This is a genomic window from Paenibacillus kyungheensis, from assembly GCF_028606985.1.
Taxonomy (GTDB): domain Bacteria; phylum Bacillota; class Bacilli; order Paenibacillales; family Paenibacillaceae; genus Saccharibacillus; species Saccharibacillus kyungheensis.
Genome location: NZ_CP117416.1, coordinates 2,387,330 through 2,408,359, shown reverse-complemented (window position 1 = coordinate 2,408,359; position 21,030 = coordinate 2,387,330). Strand labels below are relative to the sequence as shown.

15 protein-coding genes are annotated in these 21,030 nt (G+C 39.5%); 5 read left to right on the top strand and 10 right to left on the bottom strand.

Going from position 1 to position 21,030, the window contains the following annotated elements:
- Window positions 1-54: 54 nt before the first annotated feature.
- From treR to PQ456_RS10610, 4 genes are all read right to left on the bottom strand, one after another.
- Window positions 55-783 (bottom strand): trehalose operon repressor, encoded by a 729-nt coding sequence (gene treR / locus PQ456_RS10625; RefSeq protein WP_273616101.1) that lies wholly within the window; start codon window positions 781-783, stop codon window positions 55-57.
- A 91-nt stretch (window positions 784-874) separates the two neighbouring features.
- Window positions 875-2,896 carry a PTS system trehalose-specific EIIBC component gene (treP, locus tag PQ456_RS10620; protein ID WP_273616100.1) on the bottom strand — a complete coding sequence of 674 codons (2,022 nt, stop codon included), beginning with the start codon at window positions 2,894-2,896 and terminating at the stop codon, window positions 875-877.
- 120 nt (window positions 2,897-3,016) lie between these two features.
- Window positions 3,017-4,783, bottom strand: a complete 1,767-nt coding sequence (gene treC / locus PQ456_RS10615) for an alpha,alpha-phosphotrehalase (RefSeq protein ID WP_273616099.1) — start codon at window positions 4,781-4,783, stop codon at window positions 3,017-3,019.
- 280 nt (window positions 4,784-5,063) lie between these two features.
- The gene (locus PQ456_RS10610) at window positions 5,064-5,585 is read right to left on the bottom strand and encodes a general stress protein (protein WP_273616098.1); all 522 of its coding nucleotides are present in this window, start codon (window positions 5,583-5,585) and stop codon (window positions 5,064-5,066) included.
- Between the two features lie 471 nt (window positions 5,586-6,056).
- On the opposite strand from PQ456_RS10610, the gene PQ456_RS10605 reads away from it, so the two are divergent.
- The 3 genes from PQ456_RS10605 to PQ456_RS10595 are packed head-to-tail and all read left to right on the top strand — an operon-like array spanning window position 6,057 to window position 9,657.
- The gene (locus PQ456_RS10605) at window positions 6,057-7,028 is read left to right on the top strand and encodes an ABC transporter permease (protein ID WP_273616097.1); all 972 of its coding nucleotides are present in this window, start codon (window positions 6,057-6,059) and stop codon (window positions 7,026-7,028) included.
- Between the two features lie 43 nt (window positions 7,029-7,071).
- Window positions 7,072-7,983, top strand: a complete 912-nt coding sequence (locus PQ456_RS10600; protein ID WP_273616096.1) for a carbohydrate ABC transporter permease — start codon at window positions 7,072-7,074, stop codon at window positions 7,981-7,983.
- Window positions 7,984-8,028: 45 nt separating this feature from the next.
- On the top strand, window positions 8,029-9,657 hold the full coding sequence (locus PQ456_RS10595; protein ID WP_273616095.1) for a type 2 periplasmic-binding domain-containing protein: 1,629 nt from the start codon (window positions 8,029-8,031) through the stop codon (window positions 9,655-9,657).
- Between the two features lie 184 nt (window positions 9,658-9,841).
- Here the strand turns inward: PQ456_RS10595 and PQ456_RS10590 are convergent, their stop codons facing one another.
- The gene (locus PQ456_RS10590; protein ID WP_273616094.1) at window positions 9,842-12,211 is read right to left on the bottom strand and encodes an AraC family transcriptional regulator; all 2,370 of its coding nucleotides are present in this window, start codon (window positions 12,209-12,211) and stop codon (window positions 9,842-9,844) included.
- Window positions 12,212-12,633: 422 nt separating this feature from the next.
- On the opposite strand from PQ456_RS10590, the gene rsgA reads away from it, so the two are divergent.
- On the top strand, window positions 12,634-13,701 hold the full coding sequence (rsgA, locus tag PQ456_RS10585) for a ribosome small subunit-dependent GTPase A (protein ID WP_273616093.1): 1,068 nt from the start codon (window positions 12,634-12,636) through the stop codon (window positions 13,699-13,701).
- 597 nt (window positions 13,702-14,298) lie between these two features.
- On the top strand, window positions 14,299-15,192 hold the full coding sequence (gene trhO, locus PQ456_RS10580) for an oxygen-dependent tRNA uridine(34) hydroxylase TrhO (RefSeq protein ID WP_273616092.1): 894 nt from the start codon (window positions 14,299-14,301) through the stop codon (window positions 15,190-15,192).
- A gap of 78 nt (window positions 15,193-15,270) precedes the next feature.
- Here trhO and PQ456_RS10575 read toward each other — a convergent pair whose 3' ends face one another.
- Genes PQ456_RS10575 through PQ456_RS10555 form a run of 5 tightly spaced genes read right to left on the bottom strand, consistent with a single transcriptional unit; the run spans window position 15,271 to window position 20,862 of the window.
- On the bottom strand, window positions 15,271-16,236 hold the full coding sequence (locus PQ456_RS10575) for an ABC transporter ATP-binding protein (RefSeq protein ID WP_273616091.1): 966 nt from the start codon (window positions 16,234-16,236) through the stop codon (window positions 15,271-15,273).
- Window positions 16,229-17,221 (bottom strand): ABC transporter ATP-binding protein, encoded by a 993-nt coding sequence (locus PQ456_RS10570; protein WP_273616090.1) that lies wholly within the window; start codon window positions 17,219-17,221, stop codon window positions 16,229-16,231. The genes PQ456_RS10575 and PQ456_RS10570 overlap by 8 nt, the downstream gene beginning before the upstream one ends.
- Before the next feature lie 10 nt (window positions 17,222-17,231).
- On the bottom strand, window positions 17,232-18,158 hold the full coding sequence (opp4C, locus tag PQ456_RS10565; protein ID WP_273616089.1) for an oligopeptide ABC transporter permease: 927 nt from the start codon (window positions 18,156-18,158) through the stop codon (window positions 17,232-17,234).
- An 18-nt stretch (window positions 18,159-18,176) separates the two neighbouring features.
- On the bottom strand, window positions 18,177-19,130 hold the full coding sequence (locus PQ456_RS10560) for an ABC transporter permease (protein WP_273616088.1): 954 nt from the start codon (window positions 19,128-19,130) through the stop codon (window positions 18,177-18,179).
- Between the two features lie 22 nt (window positions 19,131-19,152).
- Window positions 19,153-20,862 (bottom strand): ABC transporter substrate-binding protein, encoded by a 1,710-nt coding sequence (locus PQ456_RS10555; protein WP_273616087.1) that lies wholly within the window; start codon window positions 20,860-20,862, stop codon window positions 19,153-19,155.
- Window positions 20,863-21,030: the final 168 nt, after the last annotated feature.

Here is a 21,030-nt window from a genome sequence, read left to right as displayed (position 1 = left end):
AGCGAACAGGACAGACCTTTTTGTACTAGCTTCTTTTGTTGTTCATTAATAAATCTACTTTTCTTCTCCAGGAGAACGTCTAGCAAAATCGACAAATTGAAATTTGTCTAACCGATGCCTTGATTCAGTATACTGAAAAAGAGTCGTATCTTCTAAATGAACATAGTTGCGTACTACAACAACATGAGTGTACTCTTTTAAATCTAACAATTCATAATCTTCAGTGGTTGCATCTTCTACAGAAATTACTTTTTTAGCATAACTGATCTGCAAATTCAATTCTTGTTCCAGATAAGCATAGATCGATCCGCTAGCAATTTCTGTTGTTAACAACGGGACAATATCAGAGCGGAAATAGTCTTTATCCAGAATGACCTTTTCGCCTTCTATATTGCGAGCACGAATCACTTGCCATACAGTTGCATGTTTATCTGTTTCCAAATGACGAGCTACTGCATGAGGTATAGGAATATGCTCTGTTTTGTAAACAATCGTTTGTGATTTGCGTCCTATTCGTTCAGACATTTCTTTGAAGCTAACCAGACCACTTAACGGAAAATTCATTCGTCCAATATCAAGTGCAAATGAACCTTTGCCTTTGATCTTATGAATAAATCCATTCTCTGAAAGTAATTGAAGTGCTTTGCGCACTGTTTCGCGAGAGATGCCATATTCTCTGGTTAGATCATTTTCAGAAGGAAGTTTGGTACCCGCAGCGATCTCACCGGATTGAATACGTTCTGAATAATCATGATAAATTTGTAGAAAAATATTAGTATTCACTTGTCATCACCACATTTATTGTAGCACTTTTTGAATCATCTGAAATCAGCAAATTGTTTTACATACGATATCAATGTCACCGAGATCATGCTTATTGTTTAAGATGAATTTTTAGAATCTGATACTTCAAGTCATTGACTGTACCCGGAAGTTCTTCAATCGATTCAATCATATCTTGACCATCTGGCACAATAATAGGCGTAATGATCGGATACCCTGCTGCCTGAATCACATCACGATCAAATTCTAATAACAATTGACCTGCTTCTACCGTATCTCCTGTCTCCGCATGGACTGTAAATCCTTCGCCTTTAAGACCTACAGTATCAATACCTACATGAATCAAAATCTGTACGCCAGTCGCATGTTCCAAAATCATAGCATGCTTACTATTCGCCATAATATGCACGACCGTTCCGGCAAATGGAGCAACAATCTTACCATCTGTCGGTTCGATAGCGATCCCTTGACCCATTTGTCTTTCAGCAAAAGCAGGATCAGGTACTTGTTCCAACATAACCGCTTCTCCTGTGACAGGAGCTAACACTTCCAACACATCCACTGCATCTGCATCACTGGTAGCATTCGATTGAGAACCAGATAATGCTTGATGAGCAGAGCCTTTAACCGATTCGGTCGTTGTTGGAGTCGTTGCTTTGGATACATTTTTGGTATCATCAGCAGAACTGTTATTTTGCTGACGACGGATCATAATTTTGCCGTATAACAATGTCAGTGTAAAAGGAACAATCAATACGATTGCCATACCGATAAAGAATACGCCCCACTGATCCGGGAAGATAGAAAGGAATCCGGGAATACCGCCGACCCCTATTGAATACGCCAACACATGATTAATCGTGAGCAATACCCCTGCGATAGCTGAACCAATCATTCCGAATACAAAAGGATATTTGTAACGAATATTAACCCCGAAGATCGCCGGTTCAGTTACACCGAGAAAAGCGGATACAGACGATGTAATCGCTAGACCTTTACTTTTTTGATCTTTCAAAATAAGTACCATAGCTAATGCGCCTGCACCTTGAGCAATATTAGATAAAGCTAACATTGGCCATAAGAAGGTGCCTCCTTGTGTTCCGATCAATTGTACATCGACTGCAAGGAACGTATGATGCATTCCTGTAATAACTAGCAATGCATACAATCCACCATAGATTAGACCACCTAGAGCAGGAACTGTATCAAATACATAGACAAAGCTACTTGTAATCACATTACCGATTGCAAACGTAACCGGCCCGATAACGGTAAATGCAAGGAAACCTGTGACTAGCAACGTAATAGGAGCTAACAATAATAGTTTAAAAGAATCAGCTATTCGTTTATTTAAAAATATTTCAATACGTGATAATACGTAAGCGGATACAAGTACAGGTAATACTTGTCCTTGATAACCGATTTTGTTGATTTCCCAGCCAAATAGATTCCATACAGGTACAGTGCCACTATTGACAGCATCTGCGTATTTGTAAGCACTCATAAGATCTGGATGAACTAGAATCAGACCGAGTACAATCCCGAGTAAAGGACTACCGCCAAACCTGGTGGTCGCTGACCAACCGATCAATACAGGAAGAAACGTAAAGGCTGTACTGGCTATCGTATTTATAATAGAAGCAAAATCTTTCCATTGTGGATATACATCCACTAAAGATTGTCCTTCAAAGAAAATACCTGCGCCTGTCAAAATATTATTAATCCCTAATAATAAACCTGCTGTAACGATCGCTGGCAAAATCGGAATAAAAATATCAGCCAGTGTTTTGATTGCTCGTTGAATCGGATTTTGCTTTTTACTAGCTGCACTTTTTACATCGTCTTTGGAAGCACGATTACCGCCCGTAATCGCTATCATTTCGTTGTACACTTTATCAACAAGTCCGGGACCGATAACTACTTGATACTGACCTTGTGACGAAAATTGTCCTTTGACCAGATCATTCTGATCCAACGCATCTTTGTCTACCAGACTATCATCATGCAAAGCAAATCGTAATCGTGTTACACAGTGTGTAGCTACTTCTATATTTTCTTTGCCACCGACTGCGGCTATAATCTGCTCTACACTTTTTTTATCGATATCTGCCACCTAACCCCACTCCTTCACTATGTCTGCATGTTCATGTACTTGCAAAGTAGAACAGATTGATTCTGCTCTACTCCACTCATACTTTATTTGTATAGATTAATGATTGATTATTTGGATCAATTATTGAGAACGATTGGATACAGAACGATCTTCATGCAGAAGCCACATATAAGACGCATACGGTTCTAAATTTATGGATTCACTTACATGTGGTGTAGTGACTGTATTGCCGATCAATAAAGTAGCCGCATGTAATTGTACTGAACTGTATTGTTGTGTGATCTGCTCTGGTAAATGAAATACTGCTTGTTCTGCACTAAAATTAGAAATAACAATGATGCGCTCATGTGCATTGCTACGTGTATAAGCAAATATCTGAGGATGGGACTGATCTAATCGTTCATATGTACCATCGGTGAGCACTTCTACTTGCTGGCGAAGTGTAATCAATTGACGATAATGATGATAAACGGAGAACGGATCATGAAGCTGAGACTGTACATTGATATCTGGATAACGTTCATCCACTTTGATCCATGGTGTTCCTGTTGTAAATCCTGCATTAGTGCTGCTATCCCATTGCATCGGTGTACGTGAATTATCACGCGAACGTTCACGAATAATATCTAATGCTTCTGTCGCTGATTTACCTTGTTCTTGCAAAATGCGATACATATTCGTAGATTCTATATCTCGAAATTCATCAATACTTGACCACTGCGGATTAGGCATCCCGATTTCTTCACCTTGAAAAATATAAGGTGTTCCTTGTAAGCCATGCAAAGTGGTCGCTAATAATTTGGCACTTTCTACGCGGTATTGATCATCATTTAGAAAACGTGATAATGCGCGCGGCTGATCATGATTATTGAAAAATAAAGCGTTCCATCCTCCTCCTTGCTGCATTCCTACTTGCCAGTGGGACAATAATGATTTTAATGCTTCAAAATCATAAGGCATCAATTCCCATTTCTGACCATTCGGATAATCTACTTTCAAATGATGAAAATTGAAGGTCATCGAAAATTCTTTTTCCTCTGGATTGGAATAACGTATACAATGCTCCAGTGTTGTTGATGACATTTCCCCTACCGTTACGGCTTGATAAGGTGCAAATACTTTTTCATACAACTCTTTCACATACTCATGTACACGCGGCCCATCAGTATAAAATTTACGACCGTCTCTAATAGCCAGACCGCCTTCATCGGTATCAGTTGGGAAATTCTGATCTTTGGAGATCAAATTAATAACATCCATCCGAAATCCGCTAACACCCTTATTTGCCCAAAAAGTTAACAAATCAATCACTTCTTGTCGAACTTTAGGATTTTCCCAATTCAGATCAGCTTGTGTTTTATCAAATAATGTCAAAAAATACTGCCCGCTATGATCATCATATTGCCATGCTGAGCCGCCAAATTTGGACTGCCAGTTGTTAGGAACACCGCCGTCTGGAGCAGGATCACGCCAGATATAATAATGCCGATACGGGTTGTCTTTGGATTTGCGAGCTTCCTGGAACCAATAATGTTCTGTTGAAGAATGATTGACTACAATATCAGTCATCAAATACATATCACGTGCTTTGATCTCTGCGATCAATTCTTCCATATCTTCCATCGTTCCATATTGAGGATGAATACGATAGTAATCGGCTACGTCGTAACCGTTATCATTTTGTGGGGATAAGTAGACAGGTTGTAACCAGACAATCTCAACACCTAATCCTTTTAGATAATCTAACTTTTGAGTAACACCTTTGATATCGCCTGTTCCTTTGCCTGTCGTATCATTAAAACTTTGTGGATAGACTTGATACACGACCGATTTGCGCCACCAGTCTTGTCGGGTAATTTGGACTGATTGTGTGGATAAAGCATTCATATTCACATTTCTCCTTGAATCAGATTGCTATCGATGTTTATAATATCGCTTACATCTAACTTGTATATACAGGATTATATTCTTGTATATACAAGTTGTCAACGACTATTTATTTTAGCAAAATGTAGCTATGTATAGACTTGCTGAATAGGCATAAAAAAAGACAATTCTACAGTATAATCACCTGTACAATTGCCTTATTGTTTTCTGATGGCTACTCATAAATTATCTATCATTCATTAGTGTTTTACTTGCAGATCGATTTTTAATGATCTATGAATTACATTTCATCATATTGTGCATTAGAAGCGTTATTTTTGCGGAAAATATTGTAGATCTCAGCTCCACGTCCTGTTGATTCATCAACTAATACCAGTATTGCTCCCTCATTGACACGCTCATCATAATGGCGTGCATCTTCTTCAGGTACACCATAGCCTACTAGACCACCAGCAAGACCGCCTGCACCAGCTCCTACAATCGCCCCTGTAAAAGTAGCCGCTATCGGCCCTGCTGCTAATATTGGCCCGATACCCGGAATCGTTAATGCTCCTAATCCAATTAGCAGACCAGCGACCCCGCCGAGCACTCCACCTGTAGCTGCACCGGAAGCCATGCCTTCTGCTGTATCCATATCAGTCTCTTGCTCTATTCGTTCGATCTCTTCATGGTCTTTAGCAATAACTGAAATATCTTGCTCTGTAAATCCTGCTGCTTTCAAATCTTCTAACGTACGACTAACTTGAGCTTCGTTATCAAATACACCCACAATTTTATCTAACACTTTATCATTTTGATCCATTTTATAATCATCCTTTAATAAGTGAATTTGTAATATGTAGAATACGAACTTCTTTCTATTTAATGGAAAGAACGTATGGGGATATTTTAAACATAACCCTCTTGTACTAAACATTTCACTTCCACCCATCACTAACCTTACATATGTAAACGCATACAACTAACATTGATATTTTATATTTATTTTGTAAGCGTTCTATAAATCGAAAAATCATTTATTTATATGTTTTTTGTTAAAATGACTACTTATATGACAGCAAATTTTACATACTTCTTGATCTTTTTGAGTAGTAGATTGATACTCTCTATGTTCTATAAAGCCTGTACTGACAAGGAATATGTGCTTTTTTACTATTCACTTCATGATTCACATATTTACGGTTCAACCGTTATATTTCTACAATAAGACTATACACATAGCGGTACACCACTTCTTTATTATTCTATCGTTTCACCAGAAAGGAGGACTATGATGCAAAGAAATGTATCGAATACCGTTCATACTGATTCTATTTCTGAAGTTAATGTATCTGATCGGCGTAAGTCACTTTGGAAAAGGATCACACGTAATTGGGAATTATACATCTTAATAGCACCTGCATTTTTGTACTTTCTTATCTTTCATTATGGACCTATGTATGGCATTCAGATTGCTTTCAAAAACTTTCTGCCCGCACGAGGGATCGCCGATAGTCCCTGGGTAGGTTTTACGCATTTTAAGCGTTTTTTTGAATCTTATTATTTCTGGGATTTATTATGGAATACATTAAGTATCTCGTTATACGAATTAGCTGTTGGTTTTCCTTTACCTATTTTATTAGCACTCGCTTTTAATGAGATCAAAAATGGATTTTTCAAACGCACTGTACAAACCGTCACGTATGCTCCTCATTTTATCTCGGTTGTAGTTATGGCAGGGATTATTATTACATTTCTTTCTCCTTCTACAGGAATCATTATCAAATTTATAGAATGGTCAGGCTTTACTGCGCCTAATCTACTGACCGATCCGGCATGGTTCAAAACGATGTACGTCTTATCCGGTGTCTGGCAAAGTACAGGTTGGGGAACTATCATTTACCTTGCTGCCCTTTCCGCGGTCGATCCACAGCTACATGAAGCTGCTATTATGGATGGTGCAAGCCGTTTTCGACGTATTATCAGTATCAATATTCCAACCATTATCCCGACGATTACAATTTTGCTGATTTTGAGTATAGGGAGTATCTTAGGAGTTGGTTTTGAGAAGATTTTATTATTGCAAAATGCTCTTAATATGAGTTCTTCTGATGTTATTGATACATTTGTATATCGTACCGGTCTGATTAATGTACAGTACAGCTTCTCAACAGCAGTAGGTCTATTTAATTCAGCGGTTAATGCGATTCTATTGATTACTGTGAATCAGATTGCTCGTCGTACAACAGAACATAGTCTATGGTAATTCATATATAGCTTATCTATAACGTATTAAGGAGGGATGATCTATGGCTGCTGTGATCAAAGAAACCAAAACAGACCGTTTGTTTCTGATTTGCAACTACCTGTATGTGACGATCGCTTTTGTACTAGTACTCTACCCTGTTATCTACATTTTAAGTGCTTCGATCAGTACACCTTCTTACGTCAATTCAGGCGAAATGTGGCTGTTGCCCAAAGGAATTACATTTGAAGGATACATTAGAGTTTTTGAAAATAGTAAAATCTGGGTCGGTTATGGCAATACGATTTTGTATACAGTTGTCGGCACGTTAATCAATCTACTAGTCACTTTACCTGCGGCTTATGCACTCAGTCGTAAAGATTTTGTAGGACGAGGGTTTTTTATGGGAATGTTTCTAGTCACAATGTTTTTTAGTGGTGGTCTGATCCCTACGTATCTTATCGTCAAACAATTAGGTCTGGTGAACTCGATGTGGGCATTGATCTTGCCAGGAGCTGCTTCGGTCTGGAACATTATTGTAGCGCGGACATTTTTCCAATCCACGATTCCGATTGAACTTCAAGAAGCCGCTCATATGGATGGATGTACGAATTTGAGATTATTTCTAAAAATCGTTGTTCCGTTATCAACACCTATTATTGCAGTAATGGCACTATTCTATGGTGTAGGTCACTGGAACAGTTATTTTAACGCTTTGGTATATTTAAATGATCAATCCAAGTATCCGCTACAAATGGTATTGCGTCAGATTCTTGTTTTGCAAGAAATGTCTACTTCTGCTCAAGGTGCCGCTACGAGCGGTGAAGCTGCAATGGCGATGAATGCCAAAGCAGATATGGCGGCTCTGCTCAAATATGCTGTTATTATTGTTGCCACATTGCCGATTATTGCGGTCTATCCTTTTGTTCAGCGTTATTTTGTTCAGGGCGTTATGATAGGATCAGTCAAAGGGTAAGCGCTTACGATCGAATGTCTACTATCATTTACAAGGAGGATTATTATGACAAATCAATCTCCATTTCGATTCCGTTCTACTTTTATGCGCAAAACAGGTACAGTCGCATTATCGTTGGTATTAGGAACGACGCTACTTGCTGGCTGTTCCGGTGGCAAAGCTGAAGAAGCCGCCAAGTCTAACTCGGCTGAAAATGTAAGTAAAGAAGGATTCCCTATCGTCAAAGAAAAGATTACTTTATCAATGATGGGCCCTGATGTTGGTCTACAGAACTGGAAAGACATGCCTGCTTTTCAAGAAATGGAAAAGTTAACAAATGTGTCGTTCACTTTCGAAAATCCGCCATTGGATAGCTTTGAAACGAAAAAAAATCTGGTATTTGCCAGTGGTGAGTATCCAGATATCTTCTATGCTTCTTCTCTCACTCAAGCAGACGAAGTCAACTACGGAAATCAAGGTATCTTGCTTCCGCTGGAAGGTCTAATCGATAATTATGCACCTAATCTTAAAAAGCTAATGGACGAAGATCCATCTATCCGCAAATCGATCACTACACCGGATGGTCATATTTATTCATTACCGGTAATCAATCAGCAAAGTATCTGGTATCGCAGTCCGATGTGGTATAACGGTGACTTTTTGGAAGCACTGAAAGTCAAAGATCTACCAACCACTACTGAAGGATTGTACGATCTATTGGTTCGTTTCCGTGATGAAGATCCGAATGGCAATGGCAAAAAAGACGAAATTCCTTTAGCTTCTGTCAAATTAGATGATATTCGTTCATGGTTATTAGGTGCTTGGGGTATCTATGGAGAAGATATCTATAATGATGCAGATGGTAAAGTACATTTTGCTCGTACCGAAGAAGGATATCGTGAATTTTTAACGTATATGAATCGCTTATGGAATGAAAATCTGTTAGATCATGAAACGTTCTCACAAACTCCTGATCAGAAAAAAGCCAAAGGGGCTAACAATCAGCTAGGTCTTTTCCAAGATTGGCATGCTTATTTCACACATGGCGGTAAGCCGACAACCAAAGACCCGATGTTTGTTCCTGTGAAAAGTGATGCTGTAGACAAGCCAGCTGTTGCTATTCACCCGGGGTTATCTACCGGATCATTTGCTATTACTGAAAGCAACCCTTCACCAGAAGCTTCTATGCGCTGGGTCGATTATATGTACAGCTATGAAGGTGCTATGCTGTTCGACAAAGGCCCTGAAGGTCTAATGTACGAGACGGTCAACGAAAAAGATCATACTAAGAAATGGAAAGAGCTACCAAGCCAGTACAATAGTCGTGAAGATTACCGTGGAACATTAACACCGAACTATGGTACGCCAGCGCCTACTTTATTAAGCCCTGATTTGCAAAAAGGATTAAAAGAAGAATTTGATACGTGGGTAGACAAGCAAAATGACGAGAAAATTCTTGCCTATGATCCACAGCCACCTTTCCCTATTCTGTATCTAACGCAAGAAGAACAGGCTGAAATTTCAAGTCTGCGTGCAGATATGGATACGTATATTGAGCAAATGGAAGCCAAATTTGTTACCGGACAAGAACCGTTAACCAGTTGGGATACGTATCTAGCAACGATCAAGCAAATGGGTGGAGATCGGATTATAGAGATTTATCAGGTAGCGTATGATCGCTGGAAATCAAGCTAAAAAGGTAGACAAGTATACAGCATAACCACATTATTGATGCGATTTATGTGATTCATACAATTTATGTGATTGATATGTAAACGTAGAAATGTACTCATAAAAAAAAGACCTCTTTCCGCTAGAGATAGCGATTGAGGTCTTTTTTTTATCATCTTTTTTATCCTACAAACAGTGTTGCTCCTGATTATCCTGTACTGTTGTTAATTGGTAGATTATGATCTTCATTTTGCAGACTTTGCTTACGATATTGCCCCGGTGTACAGCCTGTTTCTTTTTTAAATTTGCGAATAAAATTAGCGGTATCCAGATATCCTACACGCAGAATAATATCTTTCAGTGGATCGTTGGTATCGTTCATCTGCCGGATCACTTCATCCATACGCAATTGCCATACATATTGAGAGAACGTATACCCTGTTTTTTCTTTAAAGGTGCGGCTAAGATATGAACTAGAAATCGAGAACTGCTGAGCCACACCTTCCAGACTTAGCGCATAATCACAATACTGTTCCCGTACATAAGCAAGCACTTGATCCATCATAGATAATTGCTTGGTTTCTTCTTTGTGTTCTGCACATGTACAGATGCGTGCAATCAATAGATGTAGTTGTTCTTCTAACTCTTCTGTACGTTCAAAAGAAGCCAGCTTCGGCATGTCGCGTATACTTCGTATTAATCCCACTTCTGAAGCCGCTTTGAGCACTGTATTTAATAGATCAAATAAAACACACCGCATCAGTGAAAGTGGTAAGGCTTGTGAGCGTACGTCGGCTACAACCGTCTGCACCATATGGGAAGCAACCATAATATTACCTTGCTTCAAACTTTGAGATAATTTTAATAACGATTCATTTGTAATCCAATAATGCTCGCCTGAAGGACGATCGGCTTCACTATTTAATTGATCAAAGTATGTGACACTATGCTGGGTATCTGTTAATCGATATTCCATCGCTGTTGCCGCTTCGATAAAAGATTGATTTAACTCATCCAGACGTGTATAACTTGTGCCTACCCCTACAGTTGGCAACGTATAATAATGTTCAAACACAATTTCTCTAACTGCTTCTACAATCTGCTTCATTTGTTGCTGACGCTCTACTTCTTCAAGCTGATGCCAGCACACCGCCAAAGCTAACCGATTGCCTGACGAGTACTCTATTCCATAAATATGTGCATTCAAATGAGGAAGATCGATTTCTGCTAAAATATCCGGTAAAAATAAATACGGATCCAGCAATTTCTCTAAGCGCTGAGTCTCGGCTATGTCTGTATCTGTAGCTTGTAATGTATCTGTATATCTGGCTTCAGATAAAATATCACTGGCTACAATCATGACAAAATATTGATGATGATCGGCTTCCAGCCCCAGACTGTCTATAACACGTATCGTCTCTGGATCTTCTGGCTTGCCATGCTTCATTAACAATAGTAAGCACTGGTGACGCACATACGGTTCCTGCATATCCATCTGATATCGATAATCATGCAATGTGTTTTTAATCCATGTCCACTCATTAGAAGTGCCACTGGAGACAGATGGGATGGTTGAATGATTGGTTTTTTCTTTTGCAAATTCAACCAGATCACGTAGTGGATGATACTGTCTACGCGCTAATAATACTGCGATTGGAATACCTGCTAGAGCAATCAATCCGAACACCAATATAATCAATGTCTGAATATGAAAAATCCGACTAAAAAATTGATCACTTGGCATAGTCGTTACATATGTCCACCCATTTTGCGCTGAAGTGACCGACACTACAGACTGCGGTTTTCCATTTAGCATCATACTATGAATCCCTTCTCCTAGCTGAGAAAGCGTATTCAATTCTTGATTTTGCACCGGTTGATCATGGTTGTTGACCGTAAGTACCTGACCTGTATTGTCAAAAATATAACTATTTCCTTTAAAATCATTCAAAATCGAATCCATCATTCCGGTCAATTTGGATTCTTCAATCAAATACACTACAGACGCATATGGATACGCATCAGCAGGCTTGATCGGCACAATATGTAATAACATCGACCTTTGGCGTGAATGAGTGCCCAATTGCTCGGTTAAGCGAGTCATCGGATAATTAATCTCATTAAGGTCATGTGTAATCTGTTCATTTGTCCAATTATTAAATTCATATGTTCGTCCAAAAACCACATTCAAATTACTTAATCCTTGAGAAGAATAGATCATCGAATCGTTATGAAAATAAAGAAATAACTCATCAATAATCGAACTATTCGCTCGATATTGAGCCAGTGTATTGATCGCTTCACGACTATAATACGGATGCTTCACCATGTAAGAAGTCAGATTGTTATCATAACTGATCCGGGCTGCAATATCGCTTAACTCTTTCATCCGTCCATCTATCGTCATTCGTACCTGACTTAACTGATTCACATTGGATTGCTCTATTTCAGTACGTAGACTTTTAACAGCGCTTTGATAGACCAGAACAGTAATCAAAATAAGAGGAATCAGAAAAATAAGTAAATAAGACAACATATAACTCCGCAACAACCTTGAACTTGTACGCTTCGGATTCATCTGCTTCCTCCTCACATCAAACGTAATTACGCTATGATTATTGGATCATTGATATTAAATTTACATGTATTCAACAAATATTCACAACTCAATTGTAACGTATTTTTGCGGGCTGAAAAGGTATTTTTGCGATTTGCTTACAAATTTAGTTCTTTTTGATCATAAATGAATTGTTTATAACGTGTAAAAGATAACACTCTATTTACAATCCTGGTTATGTTTATACGTATCTTCTATTTTTGCTATTCCTTTTTATCCATTTTCTGTTATACTGTTGGTGAAATCCCGAACAGAAAGGATGATTCATAATGATGACTATTGAACGTACACCCCATCACACGCCGCATAGAACCTATTTCCAATCGGGAGAAATGAACGGATAACGTAAACAAGCTCCCGATACAACAAAGGAGCTAACTGAATTGAATATTAATGATTATGGATATAACGATTATTTTGCTGCACACTTTGCAGCCTATGAGACGTCGGAACGTCTTATTCCAGCACGGATTAGTGCGGTGTTCAAACATGTATACCGTGTTGTCTCTGAAGATGGAGAACAATTAGCCAAATTAAAAACCTCTTCATTCCGCGATGCTCTGCGAGTCGATCGCCCTTCGATTGGTGATTTTGTCGCTCTGGAGAGCCATCCCGGTGATACTTCACTCATCCATCAAGTGTTACCACGTAAAACGATTATTTTGCGTGATGATCCTGATATTGGTGAACAGGTGGTTGCTGCCAATTTTGATTATTGTCTACTCGTTTGTTCGGCAAATGATGATTTTAATCTGAATCGTATTGAGCGTTATTTAACGATTGCGTGGAATAGCGGAGCACAACCGCTTATTATCGTAACCAAAAGCGATCTAACCGATCAATTGGATCACTATCTTCAACAATTAGAAATAGCTGGCTTTGGTGTTCCTGTCTATCCAGTCGATAGTATTCATGGTGACGGATTAACAGAACTACAAGCGCATTTTGCTGTAGGAGACACACTGGTATTGCTTGGTTCTTCTGGTGTCGGTAAATCTTCACTCGTTAACGCACTTGCAGGCGAATACAAAATGAAAACAAATGCAATTCGCGAAGACGATGCGAAAGGTAAACACACTACTACTCATCGTGAACTCCATTTACTACACAATGGTATGATCGTGATCGATACTCCTGGCATGCGAAGTCTGGGTATAGGGCAAGCTTCGACAGGACTGGAAGAAACATTCCATGATATCGAATCTCTAGCCGAACAGTGTCGCTTCCACGACTGTGCGCATACAGAGGATCAACCAGACTGCGCGGTGCAACAAGCATTAACCGAAGGCACACTACCAACTAAACATTACAACAACTGGCTCAAACTCAAAAAAGAACTAGCCTACAACGAACGCAAAAATAACGTCACTCAACTGCGCCAAGAAAAACAAAAATGGAAAACCTTATCCAAAACACATAAACAAAATTCCAAAAACCGCGCAAACCGCTAATCACTATACAAAATCAAATCACATTTAAGTATGTTGCATAAGCATCAGTGAATAGATACTTTCTCCATCCCAACTCTATATGCTATCCCACACTCCCGGCTGTCTATCCCCATTAGACAGCCCCTTTTTTTATTTCCCACTATATATTATCCCTTCACAAAATCTTCTTCCCATTCTCACAATAATCCCACTATATCTGACTCTCACTTACCATCTCAATACTATCTATTACTTTCCCACTACATTCTCACTCCCCTCCAAATCTCCCACCCAAACTCCACCTACCCTCCCCCACCCAAGACTTTAATTCCTCCCACTCCCACCGTAGAGCGGAGCGAATAGAATCGTTCTGAAAGAGCGAAGCGATCGCCTTTGCTATGAAATCCCGACCGCCAAGCGGTCATTCAAGGGATTCCATAGCAACAGCGACGACAAGAACGATTCTATTGGCGCAGCGCTCCCACCCCACCATAAGAATTAAATCCCCCTTTTTATACATTTTCATTGACTAACCCCCAAGAGAAGCGTAAAATTTATGATTGCGATTATATTGTACGTCGGTGCAAAATTAAAATTTTTATATATAGGGTGATGAATATGTCTACGAGTCCATACCGGATTTTATTATTTTATAAATTTGTCAAAATTGATGATCATGAAGCACTTGCCGCAGAGCATTTGAAATATTGCAAAAAGTTAGGTATCAAAGGAAGAATTCTAATCGCACCAGAAGGTATTAACGGTACATTGTCAGGTGATTTTGAACAGACTGAACAGTATATGCAAGACTTATTAGCAGATCCACGATTTGCAGATACAGTGTTCAAAATTGATGAAGCAGAAGAACATGCTTTCAAAAAAATGTTTGTGCGTCCAAAAGATGAATTGGTCACTTTCCGCTTTGAAGAAGAATGGGATGCTAGTGAATTTACAGGCAAGCACCTTTCACCGAAAGAGTTCTATGAACAACTTCAACAAGAAGATGTGATTGTTTTGGATGGTCGTAACGATTATGAATACGATATCGGTCATTTCCGCGGGGCAATTCGTCCGAATGTTGAATCTTCTCGCGAGTTCCCTGAATGGATCAGAGAAAATATGAGCGAGTTCAAAGACAAAAAGATTCTCACATACTGCACAGGTGGCGTACGTTGTGAAAAGCTAACCGGTTTCTTGATGAAAGAAGGCTTTAACGATGTTGCTCAACTTGAAGGCGGTATTGTGACTTATAGTAAAGACCCTGAAGTACAAGGTCGATTGTTTGACGGAAAATGTTATGTATTTGACGAACGTATTTCGATTCCAATCAACCATACCGATGAAGATATTATTGTAGGCAAATGCTATCATTGCGAAGCACCAACAGACGATTATATCAACTGCCCGACTTGCAATCTGCAACATGTGGTATGCGAATCTTGCAAAGAAGAACACGAACACTTCTGCTCAGATGCTTGCCGCGAGCAAGTAGCTGTTACAGCTTCTAACTAAATAGATACCATCAAAAAAAAGCCATTGATCTTTTAAAGATCAGTGGCTTTTTGCTAATTATACTATTATTTTATACGTCTAGACCAAATGACATGCAACCCAGTGATCACTACCCATATTGCGAAATACAGGAACTTCGTCTTTACAACGCTGTTCTGCAAACGGACAGCGAGTATGAAATTTGCAACCAGAAGGTGGATTGGCAGGGCTTGGAATATCCCCTTTTAACACGATTCGTTCACGCTTTAACTTGGGAATCGGAATCGGTACAGCAGATAACAAAGCTTTGGTATATGGATGTAGCGGATGACGGAACAATTCATCTCTGGAAGCTGTCTCTACCATTGAACCGAGATACATCACCCCAATACGTGAACATAGATGTTCGACTACACTCAAATCATGCGAAATAAAAAGATACGTTAATCCTTTACTCTCCTGTAAATGACTAAACAGGTTAATAATCTGAGCTTGAATCGATACATCAAGCGCTGATACCGGTTCATCAGCAATAATCAGCTCTGGATTCAATACCAATGCTCGGGCGATTCCGATCCGTTGACGTTGACCTCCAGAAAATTCATGTGGAAAACGATCAATATGATAGGACGATAATCCGCAAGAAGATAGTACTTCTTTGACCCGATCACGAATATCGGAAGCAGGTGCTAGACCATGATCTAACAAAGCTTCACCTATCGCTTCGCCTATCCGTACACGAGGATTCAGCGAACTGTATGGATCTTGAAAGATCAACTGCATTTTGGGACGTAACTGTCGCAACTGCTCCGGTGGTAAATGATAAATATCGGTTCCTTTAAATCGAACTTCTCCAGCGGTTTTGTCGGTTAACCGAATAGCTGTACGTCCTACTGTACTTTTGCCACTACCCGACTCTCCAACCAGACCAAATGTTTCTCCTGGCTGAATCGTAATACTAATATCATCGACAGCTTTCACCTGTCCGACTGTTCTACTAAGTAGCCCTGATTTGATAGGAAAGTATTTTTTGAGATGCTGAATATCTAGCAGTGCTTCAGACATGAACGGTTGCCTCCTTTTCATATAACCAGCAAGCCGTTTTTTGACCGTTTTCTAGATCACGTAGTGGCGGTTCTTCGGTACGACAAATATCCATACAATGCTCACATCGCTCATGAAAATAACAGGATTTTTGCAATTCAAGCGGGTTCGGTACATATCCTGGAATCGAATACAGTTCTTTTTGCCGTTGATTGATAATAGGCTTAGAACGAAGTAGCCCTTGAGTATACGGATGGCGAGGATGAGCAAATAATTCAACCACTTCGCCTTCTTCTACTATTTTGCCTGAATACATAACAATCACATAATCTGCCATTTCAGCGACCACACCTAGATCATGTGTAATCAACAGAATCGACATATCCGATTGACTACGGAATTCTCGTAACATATCTAGAATCTGTGCTTGAATCGTAACATCAAGCGCCGTTGTAGGCTCATCGGCAATTAACAGCTTGGGATCACAAGAGATGGCGATAGCGATCATAATGCGCTGTAACATTCCTCCACTTAATTCATGCGGATATGACTTGGCAATCTGTTCTGGACGAGAAATACCTACTTGCGTAATCAATTCCAATACTCGCTGTTGAGCTTGTTTTTTATTCATTTTTTTGTGAATGATTAATGGCTCGCTCATTTGTTCACCGATCGTAAGTACAGGATTGAGTGAAGACATCGGTTCTTGAAAAATCATAGCGATATCATTCCCACGAATACTTCGTAGATGATTTTTGCTCAAATTCAATAAATTTTGCCCATTAAAATCAATCACACCATCTGCAATCCGTCCAGCAGGCGCTTCGATCAATCCCATTACAGAGAGTGCAGTGATACTTTTACCACAACCGGATTCACCGACAATACAGACAATTTCACCGGGACGAACATGCAAGCTGATATCATCGACTGCTTTGACTGTACCATCATCGGTATCAAAATAGGTGCTTAAATGCTGAATATGCAATAACGAGTCGGTACTCATGTTGATTCACCTACCTTTTTTGTTTCGGATCAAGCACATCTCGCAACCCATCACCAAAAATATTAATGGCTATCACTGTTGCAAAAATAGAAAAACCGGGTGGAACCCATAACCACGGACGTTCTTGAAAATCGATCATATTATTTGCCGCATCAATCATATTGCCCCATGTAGGTGTAGGCGGCATAACACCTAGTCCAAAGAAGCTTAATACCGATTCACTAAGAATAGCGCCACCAATATTCAGCGTAGCAATCACTATTAATAATGGGACTAGATTCGGTAATAAATGATTCACCAATTTACGACGATCACGTAATCCCAAAACGATCGTTGCTTGCATAAATTCCCGTTCACGCAAAGATAACAATTGCCCTCTCACCATACGTGCTAGTGAAGGCCAACCTACAAGGCTGAGAATAAGCATTACGATATACATTCGGTAATCTGTAGGTACTTTCCATTCTGATAATAAGGCTCCAAAAATAAACAATAACGGCAGACTGGGAATCGTGAGTAGCAGATCAGCGATACGCATAATCACTTGATCAACAATCCCTCGATAATATCCTGCTATCGCTCCTAACAATGTTCCGATAAATACAGACAAAAACATCGATGCAATCCCTACTGTTAACGAGATTCTTCCTGCTTGCATCACACGTGTTAATACATCCCGTCCTAACTTATCGGTTCCCAGCCAGTGATGGATATTAGGCGCTTTATTCATCATTGCCATATTCACTTTATTGTCGGTATACGGCGAAAATAAAGGCCCTACAAAACAAAGCAAAAACATAAACACAACGACTGCAAATCCACCTACAGCCAATTTATTTTTGACTAATTTACGAATCGACTGTCGCCACAAAGACGATTTGACAGCTTGAGGTCTATGGGTAGATACATTCGTCACTTCAGCCTGTATAGATGGCATATGATCCTCCTTAGTCCGCTAGATTTTTACACGCGGATCAGCGACATGATACAAAATATCCGATAATAATGTACCGATAACGGTTAGTACAGCTATAAACATCGTAAAGCCCATTAATAGCGGATAATCTCGAACTGTAAATGATTGCATATACAATTGACCTATCCCCGGCCAATTGAAAATTCGTTCAATAATCAGCGACCCACCAAATAGCGCAGGTAATTCAAATCCTACCAGTGTAATCGCAGGCAATAACGCATTACGCAAAGCATGGGTAAATAACACTTTGCGCTCACTCAATCCTTTGGCACGAGCCGTACGGATATAATCTTGCTGAATAACATCAATCATATTACTGCGGAAGTAACGGGTTAATGATCCTACACCCAGCAATGTCATAACAATGACCGGCAACGTCATATGATGAATCACTTCTTTTAGATAAGCGATTCCTGTAGCATTGCTACCTGTCGTTAACATGCCTCCCGGCGGTAACCATTTGAAGTCAACCGCCAATATTTTAATCAGAAATAGTCCAATAAAAAACGACGGAATCGACATAGCGGCAAAGATACCGACCATCACGAGCGTATCAAACCATGAATACTGTTTATACGCTGCGATTACACCGATAATCACAGCAATAAGCCACGTTAGAAATGTAGAGACAATCGCTAACAAAAATGAATTCCATACATACTGATTAAATAACGTGAGTACCGGTTGTTGTTTATCCAGCGAATACCCAAAATTCCCATGAAACGCATTGTTCATCCAGATGATATATCGCTCTAATAACGGTTTGTTTAGCCCGTATAACTCACGCAATTCTGCTTTGCGTTCAGGACTTAACTTGATATTACCTGTTATAAAATCCCCCGGAGTTAATGCATACAGGCAAAAGATCAATAACGAAGCTGCTAATAAAATAAACAGAGTATACGCTAGACGCTTGATTAAATAGCTACTCATATGCTCAACTCCTTATTACCGATTACTTCAAATTCCATTGCGGTACACTTGATGCAATACCGTTAAATGGACTGACTGTTAAGTCTTGAATACGTCCGTTATAGGCATAGACCACTTTTTTGTAGTTAGTGAAAATAACAGGTAGATCATCGTTTAATAATTTGAAAATATCTGCATAGATTTTTTTGCGTTGTTCAATATCGTTGGTTGCTAATGCTTCGTTATATAATTTCACAAATTCAGGATTATCATACCCTTTGATCTCTCCATCCAAAAATTGCACTAACCCATCTGAAGGATCGGTTAACATCGGTGTCGAGAATGAAGCTAGATCATAATCTCCGCCTTCGACTTTGGAAGCAAGTGAGTTAAAGTCTGCAAATACTTCCGGTTGGAAATCAACGCCGATCGCTTTGAAGTTTTCTGTAGCGACAGCGATAAAGATATCCGTTTGTGGACTTTTGGAACCTAGATAATGAAGAGTCAGCTTTTGGCCATCTTTTTCACGAATACCATCTGCTCCAGCGACCCAACCTGCTTCATCAAGCAATTGATTCGCTTTTTCTGCGCTATAGGCATACGGATTAATACCATCTGTTGTATACGCCCATGAGATAGGAGCCGCAGGAATATTAGCTATTTCTCCTGCCCCTTGGTTCGCGTCTACATAAATACTTTGACGATCCAATCCGTAAGCAATCGCTTGACGTACTTTTTTATCTTTCAAAGCTTCATGTTCCAGATTGGCTTGTAAAAAGCTATACGTGCTTGGTGTATACGGCAAAATATCTACAAATCCCAAACTTTTGAGTTTATCGATATTTTCTTGTGTCGCACTAAAGGAAGCAAAATCAATTTCCCCTGTCTCCACATACTGCCAAGTATCTCCTTCTGATGTTTTGTAGATAAAGTTTTTTGTTTTGGGAGCGCCTTTGAAATAATTTTCATTAGCTGTAAAACGTACTTCTTGTCCCGGAATAAACTTGGTTAATACATACGGGCCATTCCCAAGTGGAGTCTGATGTAACTTTTTGATATATTCCAGTTCGCCGAATTTATAGTCTTTGCCATAATAAGCTTTGGACAATACATCGCTACCTAACGTCAATAGTGCAGTTGCATTAGGCTTCGCAATCGTAACTGAAATAGTCTGTGGATCAATAACTTTAATGCCAGAGATAGTAGACGCTTTGCCAGCTTTGTAATCTGCTCCACCTACGATGCCTAATGTGGGAATAAGCGAATCATTGTCATACGATTTGTCATGCAAAATCGTCCATGTGAACGCTACATCGTCTGCTGTAAGCGGTGAGCCATCACTAAATTTCAAATTTTTACGCAAATGAAACGTATATGTAAGTTGATCTTTGGACAAATCCCAACTTTCCGCTAGATTCGGAGCCGGTAGCCCTTTATCATCTGTTGTCACAAGCGGTGCATACAATAATGAAGAGACATTGCCATCGTATCCACTTTGATGAAAATAAGGAGTAAATGCTCCGGCTGGATCAGTTAACGCCATAATGATCGTATCTGTACGTTGCTGAGCGGTAGCAGGTAACTTGGTAAGATCAGGTGCTTTGAACAAACTGGTGAGAGCAGTCGTCGGTGATGCTTCGGTTGTACCATTGGCTACTGAAGAACTGCTATTATCAGCTCCTCCACTAGAGCATGCTGTAAATAACAAAGAAGCCATAAGCACGCCGGATAGTAAAGTTACACTTTTTTTCATTATACATTCCCCTAATATTTATTATTCCGACCTGTTAACTATGTTATTAGTCGGTAAAGCTATTATAGGAATCTAAAACGGTTCTGTAAAGAGAGAACTTAAAATCATTTCCGAAAAAAGTTAATATATAACAGTTGATGAGATCAGTCGTGTGTTCCATTCCGCTTA